Genomic DNA, 19,098 nt, shown 5'->3' with positions numbered 1-19,098 from the left:
CGGGGGGCGCGCGTGGTCACGTGACCGCCCAGATGCCGAGGAGAGACACCATGAGCGCGATAACCGTGGACCCCGCGCCGAGGGCCAGGGCCCGACCGCCGGTGCGCACGAGCGACCGGACGTCAACGGCGGAGCCGAGGCCGAACAGGGCGCCGGCGAGCAGCAATGTGGTGAGTGTCTTCGCGGTGTCGAGGACGCCCCCGGGAAGCAGGCCCGTGCTCCGGACGGCGACGGCCGCTACGAACCCGAGCACGAACAGCGGCACCAACGGCGGGCGCTTGCCCTGGTCTCCGGCGTCCGATCGACGGCGCTGGACCAGGCCGTACGCAGTGATCATGGGCACCAGCAGGAGCACCCGGGTCAGCTTGACGACCGTCGCCACCGCGATCGCCGCCGTGCCCGCGGCCGACGCCGCCGCCACGACCTGTGCGACCTCGTGGACGCTCGCGCCGGACCAAATGCCGAACTGTTCGGCGGACAGGCCCAGCGGAGACTGCAGCAGCGGCAGCACAACGATCATGAGTCCGCCGTACATGGTGACCAGGCCCACGGCCGTCGCAAGGTCCTCCTCGTCGCTGTCGCTGGCCGCGTTCATCGCGGCCGCGGCGGAGGCTCCGCAGATCGAGAAACCCGTGGCCACGAGCAGAGCCGTGCCGGGTCTGACGCCCAGCCAACGTCCGAGCAGCAGGGTGCCGGCGAAGGTGGCACCCACGGTCACCACGACGACGAGCAGCACCCCGTACGGCAGGTCCAGCACCTGCGAGACCGACAGTTGCAGACCCAGCAGGACCACACCGGCACGCAGGAGCCGCTTGGTGGCGATCGTGATGCCGGGAAGCACGCGTCGTCCCGTCAGACCGATATTCCGCGCGAGCGCGCCGAGGACCACCGCGACCGTGAGCGCGCTCAGTACCGGCGCCACTCTGCTCACCGCGTAGGAGGCGACGACACCCAATGAGATCACGACGAATCCCGGACCGTTGGTCGCCCAGAAGCCGCGACCTGACGTCGGCGATGTTGGCGTCGGCGACGTCGTGGCGGATGGCACTGATTTGGCTGGCACGGCCTCATGATCTCCACCAGCACATCACCCTCGGTAGCCACTGATCTCCTATCCGTACATAGGGAGGGCCTATGGGGACACGACTTCCCGACCGCCAGGAGCGCACCGATCTGCGCTCACTGGAGTGGCTCATCGCCGTCGCCGAGCAGGGGAGCATCGGCGGGGCGGCGCGGGCCCTCGGCGTTCGGCAACCATCCGTAACCGAGCGGCTCGGGCGTCTCGAACGCCAACTGCACCTGCCGTTACTGGAGCGCACGCCACGCGGCACGTCGCTGACCGAGGAGGGCGCCGCCGTGGCGGACTGGGCGCGCCAGCTCCTCGACGCGTCCGACCGGCTGGAAGTGGGGGTGGCCGCGCTCCGGCGCCGGACCAACAGCCAGTTGCGGATCTCGGCAAGCATGACGATCGCCGAGTACCTGCTCCCCGACTGGTTGACCGACCTGCGCAACCGCTCGCCCGGGCTGAGTGTGGCGCTGCGCATGTGCAACTCGACCGAGGTGGCCCGGGACGTGCTTGAGGGCGGCGCCGACCTGGGCTTCGTGGAGGGCCCGTGCCTTCCGACCGGCCTGCGGGTCCGGCCGGTGGGTAGCGACGAACTGGTCGTCGTGGTTCCCGCGGGCCATCCGTGGACGCGCCGGCCGGTGCGCGCGACCGAACTGGTGGAGGTCCCCCTCGTGATGCGGGAGCGTGGTTCGGGAACCCGGGACACGTTCGACCGCGCGGTGAGCAGTGTCGTGGGCCGGATGCCGGTGAGCCGCCTGGAGTTGGGCTCGACCGCCGCCATCAAGGCGGCGGTCCTGGCGGGCCAGGGCATCGGCGTTCTCAGCGGCCTGGCCGCCGCCGACGATCTGCGCAACGGAACGCTCGTCCGGGTGCAGCTGGAGGGGGTCGACCTGCGCCGCCGGCTGCGCCTCATCTGGCGCAGCGGCAGTCAGCTGAGCGACCCGGCGGCCAGACTCGCCTCCTGCGTGGTCGCGGGCCGGCAGGGACGCACGGGCGGTTTCGCTCACCGAGACAGGGCCCTAGGTTGACAGGTCCTCCTCTGCCAGCCTTACCGCGACCCCAACCACCTGGACAAGAGGGGGACACTTTGCACGGCTACGAGGCCGTCGCCCAGGCGTTGCGCGACCATGGCGTCGACACGCTCTTCGGCGTGATGGGCGACAGCAACATGGCGATGATCACCCACTTCGCCGACGCTCTCGGCGGCCGGTACGTCGCCGCCCGGCACGAGAACGGCGCGCTGTGCATGGCCTCCGGCTACGCCCGGACGTCGGGACGGGTAGGGATCGCCACGGTCACCCACGGCCCCGGCGTGTCGAACGCGATCACAGCGCTCCGGGCCGCCGTCACCGATCACGCTCCGATCGTCGTCGTCGTCGGCGACACTCCCGAGGACGACCCCTTCCACCTGCAGAACATCGACCATGCCGCCCTGGTCGGCACGACCGGGGCGGGCTTCGTCCAGGTGACCCGGCCCGACGACCTCCGCCCAGGGCTGGCCCACGCCGTCAGCCGGGCGCTCGAGCGCCACTCGCCCGTGTTCGTCAACCTGGCCGCCGACCTGTTGATGGCCCAGGTGCATCCAGACCCGGGCCGCGACGCCTCTCCCTCGTGGCCTGACGAGCGGCCACTCGACACCTTCGCGCCGGGCGACACCACCGTCGGTCAGGCCGTCGATCTCCTACGCGCCGCGCGACGGCCGGTCATCCTGGCCGGGGCGGGCGCCCACGCCGCCTACCCCGTGCTGGCCGAGCTCGCTCACCTGTCCGGCGCGCTGCTCTGCACGACCCTGCTCGCCCACGGGGCGTTCCGGAACCACCCGCACGACCTCGGCGTCGCCGGTGGTTTCTCCACTCCCACGACACGCTCGCTCCTGGCCGAATGCGACCTGCTGTTGGTTTTCGGGGCCAGCCTGAGTGACCACACCGTGGCCCACGGCAGCCTGTTCGGCGACATCCCGGTCGTGCAGTTCGACCTGGACAACGCCGTGCTGGGCAGGCGGGGCCGCGGCGGAATGGGTGTGGTCGCTCCGGCCACCGCCGCCGCCGAGGCCGTCGTCGCGGCGGCCCGGGAGGCCTGGGCCACCGGGCCCAGACCGGCATGGGCCACGGCCGTACGGCCCTTCGAGCCTCCCGCCACCACCTATGCCGAGGACGGCGACGGCGTCGATCCCCGGCGGGTATTCGCCCGCCTTGACGAGTTGTTGCCGGCCGAGCGCATCGTCGCCACGGACGGCGGACACTTCATCGAGTGGCCGTGCCGTTTCCTGTCAGTGCCCGACCAGGCCGGATTTCTGCTCGCGATCGGAGCGGGAGCCGTCGGGATGGGCCTGGCCACCGGGCTCGGCGCCGCGTTGGCACGCCCTGAGCGCGCCTGCGTGATCGCCGCCGGTGACGGCGGCCTGCTGATGACGCTGCCGGAGCTCGAAACCGCGGCACGCGAACGCATCGACGCCCTGATCGTGGTGGTGAACGACGGTGCCTACAGCGCGGAGGTACACAAGCTGCGCGCCATGGGACTTCCCGTGACGTTCGCGCGTTTCCACAATCCCTCGTTCGTCGCGCTCGCCCGGTCGCTGGGCCTGGCGGCCGAGGCCGTCGCCAGCACCGCCGATATCGAGACGGTGCTCCCTCGGTTGATCGCTGCCACCGGGCCGCGTCTGCTTGAGATCAAGGCAGATCCGGCGGTCGTCTCCGCCCGGCTCCAGGTGCCATCACCCGACGACCAGGTGTCATGACGCCACGGCCGGGACGTCATCCGGCTCAACGCGGCAGTCGCTCCGCGAACAGGACCGTGAGACCGCTCGCCAGCATGACGCCGGCCGCGGCCCACCAGGCGAGCGGATAGCCGTACCCGGCCAACAAGCCGAATCCGGCCGGACCGACCGCACCGCCGACGAAGGCTCCCGTCTGGACTCCCCGCGATGTCCGGCCACCGAGTTCGGTGCGGTTGCGCACGCTCGCCACCAGCGCCAGGCCCGTCCACCCCCAGCCGACCATGACGGCCAGGACCGCGCCCACCATCACGCTGGTCCCGTCACCGCGCGCGAGCAGCAGCAGGCCGACACAGCCGATCACCATCGCCACCGCGGTGGTTCGTGCCGGCCTGACCAGGCCGCGGTCGGCTGCCACGCCCAGACCGATGCGCATGAGCAGGGATCCGGCGGTCACGACGGCCGTGAGCAGCGCCGCCGCTGCCACGCTGTAGCCGCTGAGGAAAGCCCAGGCCGGGAGGAAGGCGGCCAACGCGTTGACCGCACCGCTGGCGCACCCGGATCCCACCGCGAAGACGGTCTGCCGAGCCGATCCCGCACGGCGTCGCGTCTCCCCCGGGTCGGCCGCCCCGGACGGCACGGGCACGGCAGGCCTGTCGGCAACGATCGTGGACGACATCCGGGCCAGGGCCCGGCGCAGGCCCGCCGCCACGAGCGCGCTGCCCGCGGCGGCGACCAGGAACGTCCCACGCCACCCGATCGCGGTCGACACGACCGGCACGGCAAGAGCCCCCACGAGCAGCGCGGCGGGGCCGGCGGACTGCTTGAGGCCGAAGGCCAGACCCAGGCCTTCCGTGCGCACCTTGCTGACGAGCAGCATGTTGCCGACCATCTGGAGCGCTCCGTGGACGACGCCCGCCATCGCCATGAACGACAGGCACAGCACGAAGCCGGTCGTCGCCGCGAACAGGCCACACACCGCCGCGGACGCGAGCACCCCGATGGCCGGCACCGCGACCAGGTGCGCCGCCCGGATGACGTACGACACCACGGTCGTGCCCAGGGCGGCAGTGGTGAAGAAGGTGCTGACGATGATTCCCTGCTCGGCCGAGGTCAGGTCGAGGTCCGCGCGCATCAGGACGACCTGCGAGGAGAGCAGGAACACCGGCAGCGAACCTACCGTGGCCATCACCGCGGCGACCAGGGTCGCGGTGTGGGTGCGCGGCCCCAGGGTGGAACCGTCGGTCACGACACGCGCGCAAAGTGCCTGACGGTCGGATGGTCACCGACCTCGTCGTCAGGGCGTACGACGATCGTCGCCGCGGCGGAGAACAACTCGGTGGTCAGCTGCCGCTCCGGCGCGAGCAGCGGCATGAAGGTGACGCCTCGGCCGCTCAGCCGGTCGACAGCGTCGGCCAACGTGATGCCCTCGAACCACTGATCGAACTCCCGATGCAGCGCCTCGCTGTTCACCTTGCGCAGGAACCGGTCGGCGTACCGCGGGTCGTTGCCCACCCGGTCGCCCACCGTGGCCGCGACCAACGCCCGCCATTCGGCTTCCGAGTTGCAGCTCAGCGCCAACCACTCCTCGTGCCCACGGCAACGGAAGAAGGCGTGCGGGCAGCCGGTCGGTCCGGCCCCGTGCCGACCCTGCCCCGCCATCCCCGCGACGAACAGCTGCCGCAGCGCCCGGTCGATCCCCACGGTGACATGGCCGCCCCGGCCCGTGACGCGTGCCCGGCGCCAGGCCGCCACGACCGCGAGCGCCGCGTCAATGCCGGCGACCATGTCCCCGGTGGGCCGGCCCAGCGCCAGCGGCCGGCCGTCCATGGTGCCGAGCGCGGCGTCGACGCCGGTCATGGCCTGGATGGACGGAGCTCCGGCCTTGATCGCGTCGAGGTCGGTGCCGGTGGTGAAGGCACGGATCGAGACCAGCGAGAGCGCCGGGTTGACGGAACTCAGCCACGCGAATCCGATACCGAGTCGATCCAGGGTGCCGGCGGAGAAGTTCTCCACCAGGACGTCGGACTCGCGAACCAGGTCTTCGAGTCGGCTTCTGCCTGCCGCCGACTTGAGATCCAGGTCGAGGTGCTCCTTGTCGCGGATGAGTTGGTAGCTGACCGGCCGTCGCATCGTCCCCGCCGGTCGGGGAATCTGGCGCCGGATCCCGTCCGGCCGGCCGCTGCTCTCCACTTTGATCACCCGGGCGCCGAGGTCCGCCAGGATCACCGTCGCCGTTGAGCCCGCCAGGTAGTGGGAGAGGTCGATCACCGTGAGCCCACGTAGGGACGTCAATGGTTGGCCGGTCACAGCAGCCCCTGAACGAAGGCCTCGGTCGCCCACCCGGCGTCACCGTACACACGGTCGAACACCGCGGGCCAGACCTCGCCGTTGTGCTGCCCGAGCCTGGGCGCGCACTCATCCGTCGCGGTCACGCGGGGCACCAGCAACGCGTCCTCCAGTTCCGCCGCCGTACCCCGACGCTCCGCCACGATGGCGGCGAACTCGGACCCGCTGAGCAGCGGTACGACTCCGACGTCATGGGCCAGCTCGGCCTCCAGCAGCTGTCTGCGTGTCTGGGTCACCAACCACCTCCGGACCAGCTCACTGACACCGCCGGTCTCGTCCTGGAGTTCCTCGTCGGTCTCGAACCCGGCCCCGGCCATCAGCGCCCGCAGGTGTTCCCGCTGGGCTGGCACGACCAGGCTCACGTGCGCCCAACCGTCCGCGCAGGCGACGGTCTCGCTGCTGAAACCGTCGCGGGTCTGCTTGGCACCGGTGCGGATCGGCGCTCGTTGCGCCACAACCCAGTCGATCAGGTCCGAAGCGGTGTGCACCGCGAGGAGTGCCTCGGCCTCGGTCACCTCGATCGACACGGTGGCGCGGCGGTTCGGGTCGCTCAGGACCGCGAGCACCGCTGTGGCGGCGTACAGGCCGGCGTTTATCCCGCTGACCAAGGGGGGCAGGGGCAGCGGCGGGCGATCCGGGAGCCCCATGGTGGCGCTCATGCCACTGGCGGCGCTCGCCTGTAGTTCGTGCTGGGGACCGAACCGCTCGCCGGCGGGTGCCCCCAGCGGACTCAGGTGGCACGCCACCAGGCCGGCGGGCCGCGCCGACTGCCAGGTCGTCTCCAGCCACGGCCACGGGTATCCCCCCGGGGCGGCGTTCTCGATGACGACATCGGCGTTGCGGGCGAGTTCGGCCACGAGCGGCACGCTGCTGGGCATCGTCAGGTTCAGCGTGACGGAGCGCTTGGCACGGTTGAGCCCTTCGAAGAGCAGGCCGTTGTGCAGGTCGGGGAAGCCGCGGAAGGGGCCGACCGCCCGGGCCGGGTCGCCCGCGCGGGGGTGCTCCACTTTGATCACGTCGGCGCCCAGTGAGGCGAGAACGGCACCGCACGAGGGTGCCGACGCCTGGGTACCGATCTCCAGCACGGTCACGCCCGGAAGGATCCGGAGCGCGTCGCCGAAGGTGGGGAAGGCGCCGGCCGCCGCGGTGGTCATCGCCGGGCGACCGTGGCCGAACCGACCAGCACCGTCTCCCCCGCCTGGTTCTGGCCCGTGAGAGTGACGGTCGTGGCCTCCGGCGTCGTGGATTCCACGGACCCGGACGCGACGAAATAGTCCGTCAGCCCGAGCGGCTTGAGGAACTTGACCGACAGGGACCCGGCCAGCAGCCAGCGGTCGCCGAACGCGTCCAGTACCAGGTCCGTAAGGTACGGCGCGATGTTTGCGCCGCTGATGTTGGCGGCGTCCAGACCGATCTCCCGGGCCGCCCCGCTGTGGGAGTGCACGCTCCAGGCGGCCGAACTCGGCGGTTCCCCGGTACGCAGGCGCCGCCACTCGGCGTAGTCGCGGGCCCTGGTCCACGTGAAGCGGACCGACCGCGGGAGGAGCTGTGTGCCCGGCTCCGGTTTGTCGGGCAGGTAGCCCGCCCGCACCGCCGGCGAGGCCTCCGTCAACTGCCAGTCCGGGCCGCGCACAACCGGGACAGGTGGCACGTACGGGAACTCGTTGAGCTGGTCGACCTGGACATCGCGGACGTCGGCCAGGGTGAGTTCGGAGCTGATGTCGCGGTTGGCCACCGGCGACAACACCTGCAGCCAACGGTACTCATGCGCCGTTCGCGCCTCGTCACTGAACGTGGCGCGGAACCAGATGTACTGCCGGCCACGCTTTTCGTACTTTTCGTCGACGTAGAGGTCGATCGCGTAGTCCCGGTCCTGGTAGAGGTGCCCGTGGTTGTGCAGCTCGACGCCCGCCGCGATCCCCCGGAACCGGAACGGTGACGCGGCGACGGCCGGACCGACGCTGACGCACGGCGGGATGATCCGCCGGCCCTGCTCATCCGAGCCGACGAACGGTGGCCGCCACTGGTCGTACTCGCACAGTGCCGCGTCCACCTGCGCTGCGGTCAGACGCCACGGGACGGGGCCGTTAACGTGCCCGGTATTGATCTCATCGAACGTGGTCAAGGGTATCGACACGGAGGCTCCTCTTGCGGTTGCTGGTCCAGTGAACTGGTGGAGGCGGATGCGCTGCGCCTACGTGACCCCGGTGATCGGCTGAAGGCGACGCGACACGATCGCGGGATCGACCGGCACGTCGAGCAGGAGTGGCCCGGTTCCCGACCAGTCCCTGGCCGCCGATCGCAGGTCGGCGAGGTCGGTGACCCGGACGGCGCGGCCGCCGACCGCCGCCATCAGTGCGGCCGCCTTCACCGGCTGGAAGGTCGCCTGCCCGGGCGGGAGCCCCAGAGCATGCAGCCGGTGCACCTCGGCCCCGTACGCCGCGTCGTCGAGTACGACGATCATCAGTCGGGCCCGGCTGCGCACGGCGGTGTCCAGCTCGGGCGCGCTCATCATCAACGCGCCGTCACCCAGCACCACGACCGTGGGCTCGTCGCGATCCCCGAGCGCCGCGCCGATGCCCAGGCCGAGGGCGTGTCCGATGGCACCCGCGCCGGTGGACTGCAGGAACCGCCCCGGGGCGGACACCGAGAGGTACCGGCTGGGCCACTCGGCACAGTGCCCGCCGTCCACGATCACCCGCCGGCCGGCGGGAAGCTCCTCGTCGAGGACACGCATCGCGGCACGCGGGTCCACGCCCGACGGTACGCCCGGACCGGGAACCGGCTCGGGCCGCGGCTCGGCCGCCTCCGGCGCCCAGGACGGGGCGGGTCGATCCGGCGTCGTGGCCAGCAGTTGTCGGACCACGCCCGCCACATCGCCCAGCACCGCGTGGCCGGGCCGGTCGCCGTGTCTGCCGAACGCGGCCTCATCGGTGTCGACCTGGACCACGGTGGCGCCCCGGAAGAGCCGGCCGCCGTCGGTGGTGTACTCGTTCAGGCTCGCTCCCAGCGCGATCACCAGGTCGCAGGACTGCGCGAGCGCGTTGGCGTGGTCAGCGCCGTACCCACCCACGGCCCCGACCGCGACACCGGCGGCGAGACCCCGTGCGGCCAGGGTCGTCACGACCGGCGCGCCGAACCGCGCGGACAGCGCGGGCAGTACGGGCTCAGCGCCGGAGCGCCACGCCCCTCGGCCGGCAAGGATGAGCGGCCGGTCGGCCTCGGCGAGAAGTGCCACGATGTCGGCGACGCATTCGCTTCGCGCCTCGGGTGGCGGCGCGGCGTCCCCGTTCGGGGTGGGTCCGGGGCCGCGCCACTCGCGCTGCTCGTACAGCCACTCAAGTGGCAGGTTGAGCAGCACCGGCCGGGCGTTTCGGCCCGCACTGTGAGCCGCGTCGAGAACCGCTGACGTGAGATCGTCGGGATCGGTCGGTTGGACATAGTGCGCGCCGGCGGCCCGCGCGAGGAGCCGGTGATCCGCCCGCTGCAGGTGCAGCGGGCGGTCCCGCGGGGTGTCGGCCGTGATCACCGTGATGGCCGCGCCGAGGTCCACGGCGGCCTTCAACGCGGTAAGTCCGTTCATCAGGCCGGGTCCGTGCGTGACCGTGCAGATCGAGGGCCGGCCGGTCGCCACCTGGTGTCCGACGGCCATGCAGATCGCGCCCGCCTCGTGCCGGCTCGACAGGAAGCGCCCGCCGAGTTCCTCGGTGAGGCAGCTGACCCACGCCAGGTTGGCCTCGCCCATGAGGCCGAACACCGGGTCGGAGCCGAGCGCGCGGACCGCCCCCGCCAGCGCCCGGTAGCCGGGAACCATGCCGGTCATGCGCGGCCCGCCTCGACAACGACGAGGGCGTCGAGCACACACGGTTTGCCGTTGCGGACGACGACCGGATTGCAGTCGATCTCGACGACCGCGGGGTCCTCGTCGAGAACGGCACTGAGCCGGTCCAGGATCGCGCGGATCGCGACCAGGTCGACAGCTGGATGCCCACGGTAGCCGTAGAACAGCGGAGCGGTGCGCAGCGTCGAGATGGCGCGCTCCAGTTCCCCTTCCTCCACCGGCGCGAGGAGGGCGACCGCGTCATCGAGGAGTTCCGTGAGCTCACCGCCGAACCCGATCGTCACCACCGGACCGAACTGCGGATCACGGACCGCGCCGATGATCAGCTCGTGGCTCCCGGTGACCTGCTCGGCGACAATGACCGTGCCGTCGCCCAGGGCCGCGAGTTCGGCCCAGCAGGCGCGGACGCCGGCCACCGACAGGTTGAGGCGAACCCCGTCCACCTCGGTCTTGTGGGCCACGCCGGAGACCTTGGCGACCACGCGTTCGTACCGGGCCGCGAAGTCCACGGCCTCCGTCACGGACCTGGTCAACGCCTGCGCGGGTCCGGGAAGCGCCAGCAGGGCCCGGCTCTCCCACTCGGTCAGGAAAGTCCTGGTGGAATCGGATCGCGTCATACCCATGCGGCATACCCCCGCACCGCACGCTCGGGAGAGTCGAAGCACGGAATCCCGGCAGCCACGATCCGCTGGCGGACCTGGGGCACATCGAGCAGGAACGCCGTCGTCGGTTTGCCGGACGACGCCGCCGCGGCAGCCACCGCGTGGCCGAACTCCGGCACGTCGAGGCCGCAGTTGATGGCGATGACCCCGTCCACGCCGGGATCGTCATACACCGCCCGCACGGCCGGCGAGAAGCCGTCGGCCGGGCACTGCGGGGTCAGGTCCACCGGATTCGACGTGCCGGCGAAGTGGGGCAGGACCGCCCCGAGCCGTTGCCGGGTCCGGTCGGTGAGGACCGGCACCCGCAGGCCGGCGGATTCGGCGGCATCGCACGCCAGGACGCTGGGACCTCCTGACACGGTGACGATGGCGACGCTGGGCCCACCACGGGGCCGCCCGGTCGTCGCGTCCGCCGCTGTGACCGCATCGAAGAACTCGTCCGATCCGGTCGGCATGAGCACCCCGGCGCGCCGCAGCGCGGCCTGCGTCGTGCGGTAGCTGCCGGCGAGCGAACCTGTGTGGCTCATGGCGGCCCGGGTGCCGCCGACGCTGCGTCCGCCCTTCAGCAGCACCACCGGCTTGTCGACAGTGATCTTGCGGGTGACGTCCACGAAGCGGCGGCCGTCCCGGATGGACTCGGAGAACACCGCGATGGTCCGGGTCGCCGGGTCCCGGCCCAGCCATTCGATGACGTCCGTCTCGGTGACGTCGGCCGCGTTACCCAGGCTCGCGAATCGGGACAGGCCGAGGCTCCTGCGGTCCAGCTCCGACAGGAACATGCCGCCGAAGGCGCCGCTCTGGCTCACGAACGCGATGGAGCCGGCCCGCAGCGGCACGTCCCAGAAGTAGGAGCCGTTCAGCCAGCTTCCGTTTCCGAACCGGCTGAGGACTCCCATGCAGTTGGGGCCGATCAGGCGGGTTCCCCCCTCCCCCGCGATCCCGACCAGGTCGGCCTGCAGTTGGGCTCCTCGAGGGCCGGCTTCACCGAAGCCCGAGGAGAGGACCACCGCGACCCGGGCGCCGGCCCTGACGGCGTCGGCCAGCGCCGCCGGAGCAGCCGCCGCCGGTACCGAGATCAGTGCCAGGTCCGTGGGCCGGTCCAGGGACGGTACGGCGTGGGCGTCCTCGAACTCCGCCGCCTTGGGATGCACCGCCGTGACGGAGATCTGCCCGGCGTCCTGCGCGGCCCGGGCGTTGGCCAGGAGCCGGCTCCCGAGCTTGTCCGGGTCGGCGAGGGAAGCGCCGTACACGGCGATCGATTCCGGGTTGAAGAGGGCGTCAAGGACCGACATCGGCACCCTCTCCGGCCCGGACGGACCGGTGCCTGGCGACCGTGGTCAACGCCTGCATGAGCGACTCAATCGAGTTGAAGCAGGGCAGGTCACCTTCCTCGCCGGCCTCCTCGATAGCGATCGCCCGCAGCGCGTTGACCGGCGCGGAGCCGTCGGTCCTCAGCACCAGGACCCTGTTGCCCGTCCGGGTAGCCTCGCGCAGGCGCCGGACAAGCTTCCTGACCTCGTCCTCGGCGTTGTCCTGATTCGCGAACGACGTCAGGTTCAGGTGCAGCACCAGACGGCCCACACCCGCGTCCCGGCTCAGTTCGCCCGCCAGGAGACTGGCACCGTCACCATCGTTGGCCAGCAGGAAGTTAAGGGGGATGTCCCAGATCGCACCGCCGCGAGACGACGGGACACCGACCGCGCCCTCCAGCCTGGCGATGAGATCGTCAGCCAGTCGTGCGAGGGGCAGCCGACCGGCCGCGGCGAGGTCGGAGAGCAACACCGACGCCCCGCCGCCGTTGCCGACGAAGCAGAGCGGGCCGTCGACGAACTCGCTGCCGACCAGGGCCAGGCAGTCCAGCAACTCTTCCGGAGAGTTCACGAAGTAGGCGCCGGCCTGCCTCAGCAGGCCCTCCCAGACGCGGTAGTCGCCCGCGATCCTGCCGGTGTGAGTCGCCACAGCCTCGGCCGCGGCCGAATCGCGCCCACCCTTCATGCAGACGACCGGCTTGGTCGCGCTGGCCGACGCTATGGCGGCCAGCAGGGCGGGACCCCGCGACGTACCCTCCAGGTACATCCCGATGGCGCCGGTCCGCTCGTCCTCGGTGAGGTACTCGACGACATCGACCTCGTCGACATCGCAGCAGTTGCCGAGCGAGGCGGCCACGCTCACCCCGAGCCCGCGGGCGCTGGCGGAGAGCAACAGGTCCTGTGCCATGCCGCCGCTGTGCGACACCAGGCCGAGGCCGCCGTCCTTGTCGAACGCGGCCCGGGGGGTCCAGGAGACGCCGCTGTTCGACGAGTAGACGCCCATGCAGTTGGGGCCGATCACGCGGGTGCCCGCGGCCCGCAGGGTGTCGAGCAACGCGCCGGTCTCCTCCGCCGGCCCGAGGGTCGCGTTGAGGACGACGACGGCCGCGACCCGCCGGTCGGCGCAGGCACGCAGCACGTCAGGCACCGCCGCGTCGCCGACGCAGACGAAAACAAGATCGACATTACCCTGGATGTCGGCCAGGCCGGCTGCCACGTCAAGCCCGAACAGCACGTCCCGCCGGGGATTCACCGGCACCACCCGCCCGGCGTACGGCCCTTCGATGAGGGCCCGCATGACGGTGGTGCCCAGCTTGCCCGGCTGATCCGTTGCGCCCACGACCGCGATGGTCGCCGGCTCGAAGAACGCCGCGAGGCTCGCGGCCTGGCGGCCCGCACCGGTTTCCCCGGTGCGGGCCGCCAGCCCCGTCAACGCCCCGTCCACTGAGGGGTCCTGCGCTCCGCGAAGGCCTTGAGGCCGTTCTTCGCGTCCTCGGTGTGGTGCACGAGGTCACCGGTCTTCTCACCGATCGCGATGGCGTCGCGGAGCGAGAGTCCCTTGGTGTGCGCGGTCGTGTACTTGATGTTGCGCAGGGCCAGCGGAGCACACCGCAGGATGCGCTCGGCGTACTCGTAGGCCTTCTTCATCAGCTGGTCCGGCTCCACGACCGCGTTCAGCAGGCCGAGTTCCAACGCCCGTTGCGGCAGCAGGTCGTCGCCGGTGAACAGGAACTCGTATGCCTGGTTCATCGGCAGCAACCGCGACAGGATCGTGGGGCCGGACACCGAGGAGATGCCGTGCCGCACCTGTGGCCAGCCCATCTTGGCCGTCGTGCTGGCGATCCGGATGTCAGACATGAGCGCGACCGCGGAGCCACCGGCGTACGCCATCCCGTTCACGGCCGCGATCACCGGCTTGTAGATGTCCGCGATGCCGCCGTACACGCCGGCGGCGTCGGGGTCGGCCAGCTTCATCTCCGGCGTGACCACCTCGACCAGGTCGTGGCCGACGGAGAAGGCCCGACCCGCGCCGGTCACGATCGCCACCCACACGTCGGGGTCGGCTTCGACCCGGCGCCATACTTCGGCCAGCTCGCAGCGCATTTCGAAGTTCATCGCGTTGAGCTTGTCGGGACGGTTCATGGTGATCACGGCCACCTTGTCGGCGACCTCGTACGTGACGGTGCTCATGACTCTCCTGTTCCGTTGAACGGTTGCGCTACTAGCGGGTGCCGGCGAGCGTCTGGTCGATGAAGTCCGACGGCTTCGCCTCCCGCTTGATGAATCCCTCCTGGTACATGAAGGCGGCCAGGTTCTCGGCACCGCCCAGCGCGGTGGTGTAGGTGTTGGCGGCGATACTGGCCTTGTTGGCGTCCACGCTGGTGCCGATCTTGCGGTTCAGCGCCACCTGCGCGGCCTTGTCGGGGCTCTTGGTGATGAGATCGAGCGCCTCGGCGAACGCCTTGGTCAGCTTGTCGCGGAGGCTCGGGTCGTCCTTGCCGAACTTGTCGCTCAGCACGAACACACCGAGCGCGGTGTCACCGACGACATCCTTGGAGTCCAGCACCACCTCGTAGCCGGGGTCTTCCAGCAACTTGTCCGAGAACGGCGACTGCGTGAAGTCCAGGCTGACCCCGTCATTGCGCAACGCGTTCGACGCGTCCGGTTCGCCGAGCGGCTGGAGCTGGGCCTTGAAGGCCTGTGCGTTACCCACCTGCTGCTTCGCGGCCATGGCGAGCACGATCTCCTGGATCGAGCCCGGAGAGGGGTAGGCGATCCGGTCGCCCGGCTTGATGTCCTTCAGACTGGCGTATCGACCCTTCTTGGCGATGAGCCTGATCTGCGCCGTGCTGCTCCCCGACGCGATCTTCCAGGGCACGTTGTTCGCCCACGCCGTGAGGAAGGACGTCGTTCCGGCGATGGTCGCGTCGACCTGACCGGACACCACCCCGTTGGCGGCGTCGACGCTGGAGTTGACTCCGATGTACTCCAGCTTGGCGCCGGGGATGTGCTTCTCCAGGATGCCCTCATCGATCATCACGTAGATCGGGAGGTAGGCGAAGTTCTCCTTGATCGCGAAGCGCAGGGTGGGGGCGGCGGCGGACTCTCCGCCTTCGTCCGAATCGCCGCAAGCGGCCATAGCCAGGGCCAGCACGGTGGCGCTGACGCCCGCAACTATTCTCTTCGACCAGCCGCCCCCGATGCGGCCCGATGCTTGTTGTGACTTCATGACAGTCCTACCTTTCAACCGTGTGGAGGGCGGATTCTGCTGTCTAGGTGTTGTTCTCGAGCAGGCCCCATCGAACGGCCGTACGGCGTTCGACAGCACGAATCGTCTGCTCGATAAGAAGTCCGAGAATGATGATCGCGATCAGGCCGCTGAAGAGGTCCTCGACCTGGTAGTTGTACCGAGCGCTGAAGATGAAGGAGCCGAGACCGGACTGCCCGGCCGTAGCTCCCAGGATCAGTTCGACGGAGATGACCGTGCGCCATCCGTAGGCCCAGGCCATCCGCATCGCGGTCAGGGCGCTGGGCACCGCCGACGGAAGGTAGATGTCCTTCAGCATTCGGAAGTGGCTCAGCTGCATGCTTCGCCCGACGCGACGCAATGTGAGGGGCGTCGCCTGGAAACCTGTGTAGAGATTGAGGGCCACGACCCATACGACGGTATTGAGAATGACCGCGATGATGGCCTTCGTGCCGAAGCCCAGCCACACCATGACGAGCGGCAGGAGAGCAACGCCCGGCAGCGGATTCATGATGCTGCTGATCGTCCGCAGGAACAGGCCACCGAAATTGGAGAAGACGCCGAAAGCGGCGAGCCCCACGGCGATGGCACTACCCACCACAATGCTCTGCAACAGAATCCAGAACGTGTTCGCCGCGGCCTCGATCAGCGTTCCGTCCGCGATCAGGGAGACGGAGTTCTCGGCGATGGACGAGGGCGGCGGCAGGATGAGCGGGTCCACGTCGTAGACACGCACCACGACTTCCCACACCACCAGCAGGCCGGTGATCACGAGAAGTTGCTTCAGCCAGTCATGACGGGGCCGGCGAGCGGCAGAGCGGGCACCGGCGAGAGCCGGGACGGCCGGGGTTACGGGTGCGACGGACATCAGCGCCACCCCTTCGCCCAGCCCAGAAGGCCGGCCCGCTTCGGCGGTGCGGACGCATCGGTCGGATTCTGGGCGCCCGGCCCTCGTGTCTGGTTGCTGCGGAGCTCGTCGCGAAGGTGCTCTTCGAGCGCGACCTGGTCGTGATTCTCGGCTTCATAGATGTTGGTCACCCGGCCGGCGGCGCTCATCATCATGATCCGGTTGCCGATCATGACGGCCTCGGGAATGTCGTGGGTGACGAACAGAATCGTGGTGTCCAGACGCTCACAGAGCCCGAGCAGCTGTTCCTGAAGACGTCGGCGGGTCTGTGCGTCCAGCGCGCCGAAGGGTTCATCGAGCAGCAAAACCTCGGGCGAGATCGCCAGGGCGCGGGCGAGCGCGACGCGCTGCTTCATTCCTCCCGAGCATTCGCCCGGATAGAGGTCGCCGCGGCCGGCCAGCCCGACCATGGACAACAGTTCGTCGGCCCGGGTGGACATCTCGCTGGCGCGCATCTTTTCGCTACGCCGTTTTGTCCGGGCCTTCAGCGCATACACGATATTCGACCGGATCGTCTGCCACGGGAAGAGCTGGTCGAATTCCTGGAACATGACGAACCGGTCCTGGCCGGGGGCCGAGACCGCACGCCCGCTGACCTCGACCCGGCCGGCGGCGATGGGCAGGTAGCCAGCGATGGCCTTCAGCATGGTGCTCTTCCCACATCCGGTCGGACCGAGCACCGTGAGCCGATCACCCGGCTCAAGGCGGAACTCGATGCCCTGACAGGCGTACTGACCCGGCGCAGCCGACTCGTAGCGCACCGCCAGTCCATCCACGAGCAGCTTCGGCGGCGTTGGGTCAGTCATGGTCCCGGCCGCCAGCAGACGCTCGGGCGTTATCATCGCCATTCGTTCCCTTCGTTTGAGGGGCTAAGCCCTCGGCGTCGGCGAGGACGACGAGAGCATCGAGCACGTTGAGGGCGCCAGCCGTCACCGCGACCGGGTTGCACTCGATTTCTTTGACGCTGGCCGACGAGTTCAGCGCCGCGACCAACCGGGTGAGCAGATCCGTGAGAGCTGTGGGGTCGACGCCTGTACGGCCACGTGTTCCGGCGAGAAGGTCGTACGCCCGCAGTCCCCGCAGCGCGCGCTCGACGTCTCGCCTGGTGTACGGCGGGGCGAGAAAGCACACGTCGGAAAGCACCTCGGCGAAGATCCCGCCGACACCGACCATCGCCACCGGACCGAACTGGGGGTCCCGGAACGCGCCGACGATGAGCTCGAAGTCGATGGGACCGACCTGCTCCGCCACCAGGACGGTGCCGTCACCCAAGCCGGCCAGTTCAGTCCAGGTCCGCTCGAGGCTCTCCGCGGTCAGTCCGGCGCGGACACCATCGATGTCGCTCTTGTGGGCGACACCCGACACCTTGGCGACGACCGGACCGCCGACCTCGGCAAGGAACTCCGCGGCCTCGGCCGCGGTCCTCGTCAGGCGTTGCCGCGGACGGGGTACGTCGCCGATGAACGCGAGACTCTCCGACTCGGTCAGCGCCACGGTGCTCACTGCGTGGACTCGATTCTTGGACGCACTTGGAGCTTCCTTCCTGGCGGCATTCCTGCGGGACAGTTCGCCGTGCTGCTCGTGATCCCAATGGCTCCGACCTGGGCTTTGCTCGTTACTTGGTGCGTCAGCATGCAGTCACCCCCGAAGGTGCGCCACTGGTGTGGTTCGTCTAGTGGAACGGCACCTGCCTGCGATTTCCGCGCTGGCGATCGCGCCATTAGCGGCACCGATATAGCCGGGCCGCGGAATGGATATGTGGGTGGCCATGACGTGGGCGCGGGGCGCGACCCGGGGATCGCGATACGCGATCCCCGGTCAGGCCGGCGCGGACCTCACCGGAGTTGGAGCTGGTCAGTCCTGCCGGGGACGCGCGGGCTCACCGCTCCCACGGGCGGGCAGAACGACACCTCGTCCCCGGATGCGGCCTGAGGCGAGCGATTCAAGGGCGCGACCCAGCTCCTCGAGGCCGAAGGTCTCCGTGTTCAGCGTCAGATCGCCGCTGAGGAACAGGTCCGCCAACCCCAGGCCCCGGCTGCGGGCCGCGCTCTCGCGGCGCATCATGTTCACCGGCAGCAGCGCCACGTCGGCCAGAAGCCAGCTCGGCAGGTCGAGCCGCAGCGTCGTACCGGCAACGTAGCCAACCGCGACGGCACGGCCGCCCGGCCGCACCCACCGCATCCGCCGCGGCATGGCATCGCCACCGACCGTGTCGATCAGCACGGTGGCCGGTCGCTCGGTGTCCATCTCCCGCATCGCGGCCTCGTCGCCATGGGCACAGAACTCAACTCCGGCGGGAACGAGATCACGTTGGGACTCCTCGGCCAGCCCCACGACCCGCGAGCCGGCTCTCAGCGCCAACTGGGCGACGATCGATCCCACCGCACCCGCCGCCCCGGCCACGACGACGACCTCGCTCTGCGCTCCGTCGACGCCGGGCCAGTCGCCCAGGCGACCGACCTCTTCCAGCGTGACCTGCGCGGTGGTCGCCGGCTGGAAGAACGTGGCGGCCAACTCCGGGAGCAGGTTCGCGGGCACCTCGGTGAGGGCTTTGGACTTGACCGCGACGTACTCCGCCCAGGTACCTGGCTTGACCATCCCGAGACCGGCCCCACGCAGGAGGACCCGGGTGCCCGGCGGCAACTCATTCGAGGCCTCGACCACCCCGCAACCCTCGACACCGGGGATATAGGGCAGGTCCGGGCGCAGATCGAACGATCCGGAGGCGATCGTGAGATCCAGATGTGAGACGGCTGCGGCGTCGACGCGGACCAGGGACTCACCCTCCCGGAGGGTTGGTATGGGCACCTCCTCCACCACCGGAGACTTGCCCCATTCGTACAGCCGAGCGGCTCGCATCATGGTCACCGACTACCTCCCAGTGGTTACGGAAGACCCCTCCCAGCCCGCGCCGGTGATGGCAGCGGTCCCGGTGATGCCCGCCACCGGATCATCGAGCCGCCCGAACGCACAACCACTCCGGTTCATCTACCGAAATGGCCG

Annotated in this window: 17 protein-coding genes; 2 read left to right on the top strand and 15 right to left on the bottom strand. The window is 70.1% G+C overall.

The genetic code is table 11. The annotated features are described in order from the left end of the window. Positions 1-16 precede the first annotated feature (16 nt). Entirely contained in the window at positions 17-964 is a 948-nt protein-coding gene (locus tag ABD191_RS04405) for a YeiH family protein (protein ID WP_344077076.1), read from the bottom strand. Positions 965-1,134: 170 nt separating this feature from the next. Between ABD191_RS04405 and ABD191_RS04400 the strand changes: the two genes are divergently transcribed. Both ABD191_RS04400 and ABD191_RS04395 read left to right on the top strand, forming a co-directional pair. After that, complete coding sequence (locus tag ABD191_RS04400) at positions 1,135-2,094, top strand: LysR substrate-binding domain-containing protein (protein WP_344077074.1); 960 nt, start codon at positions 1,135-1,137, stop codon at positions 2,092-2,094. Positions 2,095-2,153: 59 nt separating this feature from the next. Beyond that, the gene (locus ABD191_RS04395; protein ID WP_344077072.1) at positions 2,154-3,803 is read left to right on the top strand and encodes a thiamine pyrophosphate-binding protein; all 1,650 of its coding nucleotides are present in this window, start codon (positions 2,154-2,156) and stop codon (positions 3,801-3,803) included. 25 nt (positions 3,804-3,828) lie between these two features. Here the strand turns inward: ABD191_RS04395 and ABD191_RS04390 are convergent, their stop codons facing one another. From ABD191_RS04390 to ABD191_RS04325, 14 genes are all read right to left on the bottom strand, one after another. Continuing rightward, positions 3,829-5,028, bottom strand: a complete 1,200-nt coding sequence (locus ABD191_RS04390) for an MFS transporter (RefSeq protein WP_344077070.1) — start codon at positions 5,026-5,028, stop codon at positions 3,829-3,831. Continuing rightward, on the bottom strand, positions 5,025-6,089 hold the full coding sequence (locus tag ABD191_RS04385) for a CaiB/BaiF CoA transferase family protein (protein ID WP_344077068.1): 1,065 nt from the start codon (positions 6,087-6,089) through the stop codon (positions 5,025-5,027). The genes ABD191_RS04390 and ABD191_RS04385 overlap by 4 nt, the downstream gene beginning before the upstream one ends. Beyond that, a complete protein-coding gene (locus tag ABD191_RS04380) occupies positions 6,086-7,282 on the bottom strand; it encodes a CoA transferase (RefSeq protein WP_344077067.1) in 1,197 nt (398 codons plus the stop codon). The genes ABD191_RS04385 and ABD191_RS04380 overlap by 4 nt, the downstream gene beginning before the upstream one ends. Further along, entirely contained in the window at positions 7,279-8,265 is a 987-nt protein-coding gene (locus tag ABD191_RS04375) for a hypothetical protein (protein ID WP_344077065.1), read from the bottom strand. Before ABD191_RS04375 ends, ABD191_RS04380 begins: the two co-directional genes overlap by 4 nt. 57 nt (positions 8,266-8,322) lie before the next feature. Continuing rightward, on the bottom strand, positions 8,323-9,951 hold the full coding sequence (locus ABD191_RS04370) for a thiamine pyrophosphate-binding protein (protein ID WP_344077063.1): 1,629 nt from the start codon (positions 9,949-9,951) through the stop codon (positions 8,323-8,325). Further along, the gene (locus ABD191_RS04365; RefSeq protein WP_344077061.1) at positions 9,948-10,586 is read right to left on the bottom strand and encodes an acetate--CoA ligase family protein; all 639 of its coding nucleotides are present in this window, start codon (positions 10,584-10,586) and stop codon (positions 9,948-9,950) included. Before ABD191_RS04365 ends, ABD191_RS04370 begins: the two co-directional genes overlap by 4 nt. Next, positions 10,583-11,923, bottom strand: a complete 1,341-nt coding sequence (locus ABD191_RS04360; protein ID WP_344077059.1) for an acetate--CoA ligase family protein — start codon at positions 11,921-11,923, stop codon at positions 10,583-10,585. Before ABD191_RS04360 ends, ABD191_RS04365 begins: the two co-directional genes overlap by 4 nt. Further along, positions 11,910-13,385, bottom strand: a complete 1,476-nt coding sequence (locus tag ABD191_RS04355) for a CoA-binding protein (RefSeq protein ID WP_344077057.1) — start codon at positions 13,383-13,385, stop codon at positions 11,910-11,912. Before ABD191_RS04355 ends, ABD191_RS04360 begins: the two co-directional genes overlap by 14 nt. Continuing rightward, positions 13,370-14,131, bottom strand: coding sequence for an enoyl-CoA hydratase/isomerase family protein (locus ABD191_RS04350; RefSeq protein ID WP_344077055.1), 762 nt, complete (start codon positions 14,129-14,131; stop codon positions 13,370-13,372). The genes ABD191_RS04355 and ABD191_RS04350 overlap by 16 nt, the downstream gene beginning before the upstream one ends. A 31-nt stretch (positions 14,132-14,162) precedes the next feature. Further along, positions 14,163-15,269 (bottom strand): ABC transporter substrate-binding protein, encoded by a 1,107-nt coding sequence (locus tag ABD191_RS04345; protein WP_344077053.1) that lies wholly within the window; start codon positions 15,267-15,269, stop codon positions 14,163-14,165. After that, on the bottom strand, positions 15,214-16,056 hold the full coding sequence (locus ABD191_RS04340) for an ABC transporter permease (RefSeq protein ID WP_344077051.1): 843 nt from the start codon (positions 16,054-16,056) through the stop codon (positions 15,214-15,216). Before ABD191_RS04340 ends, ABD191_RS04345 begins: the two co-directional genes overlap by 56 nt. Then, positions 16,056-16,937, bottom strand: coding sequence for an ABC transporter ATP-binding protein (locus tag ABD191_RS04335; protein ID WP_344077050.1), 882 nt, complete (start codon positions 16,935-16,937; stop codon positions 16,056-16,058). Before ABD191_RS04335 ends, ABD191_RS04340 begins: the two co-directional genes overlap by 1 nt. Beyond that, complete coding sequence (locus tag ABD191_RS04330; protein WP_344077048.1) at positions 16,894-17,598, bottom strand: acetate--CoA ligase family protein; 705 nt, start codon at positions 17,596-17,598, stop codon at positions 16,894-16,896. The genes ABD191_RS04335 and ABD191_RS04330 overlap by 44 nt, the downstream gene beginning before the upstream one ends. 351 nt (positions 17,599-17,949) lie before the next feature. Continuing rightward, complete coding sequence (locus ABD191_RS04325; RefSeq protein WP_344077046.1) at positions 17,950-18,912, bottom strand: quinone oxidoreductase family protein; 963 nt, start codon at positions 18,910-18,912, stop codon at positions 17,950-17,952. Positions 18,913-19,098 lie beyond the last annotated feature (186 nt).

This window comes from Luedemannella helvata, assembly GCF_039528415.1.
GTDB lineage: Bacteria > Actinomycetota > Actinomycetes > Mycobacteriales > Micromonosporaceae > Luedemannella > Luedemannella helvata.
The sequence above is the reverse complement of the archived record's forward strand: the minus strand, read 5'-3'. Positions and strand labels throughout refer to the sequence as shown.

Excerpts from the sequence above, each read along its gene's own strand:
- ABD191_RS04365 (WP_344077061.1), bottom strand. The coding sequence starts at position 10,586 with ATGACGCGATCCGATTCCACCAGGACTTTCCTGACCGAGTGGGAGAGC.
- ABD191_RS04360 (WP_344077059.1), bottom strand. The coding sequence starts at position 11,923 with ATGTCGGTCCTTGACGCCCTCTTCAACCCGGAATCGATCGCCGTGTAC.
- ABD191_RS04350 (WP_344077055.1), bottom strand. The coding sequence starts at position 14,131 with ATGAGCACCGTCACGTACGAGGTCGCCGACAAGGTGGCCGTGATCACC.
- ABD191_RS04370 (WP_344077063.1), bottom strand. The coding sequence starts at position 9,951 with ATGACCGGCATGGTTCCCGGCTACCGGGCGCTGGCGGGGGCGGTCCGC.
- ABD191_RS04340 (WP_344077051.1), bottom strand. The coding sequence starts at position 16,056 with ATGTCCGTCGCACCCGTAACCCCGGCCGTCCCGGCTCTCGCCGGTGCC.
- ABD191_RS04400 (WP_344077074.1), top strand. The coding sequence starts at position 1,135 with ATGGGGACACGACTTCCCGACCGCCAGGAGCGCACCGATCTGCGCTCA.
- ABD191_RS04380 (WP_344077067.1), bottom strand. The coding sequence starts at position 7,282 with ATGACCACCGCGGCGGCCGGCGCCTTCCCCACCTTCGGCGACGCGCTC.
- ABD191_RS04335 (WP_344077050.1), bottom strand. The coding sequence starts at position 16,937 with ATGATAACGCCCGAGCGTCTGCTGGCGGCCGGGACCATGACTGACCCA.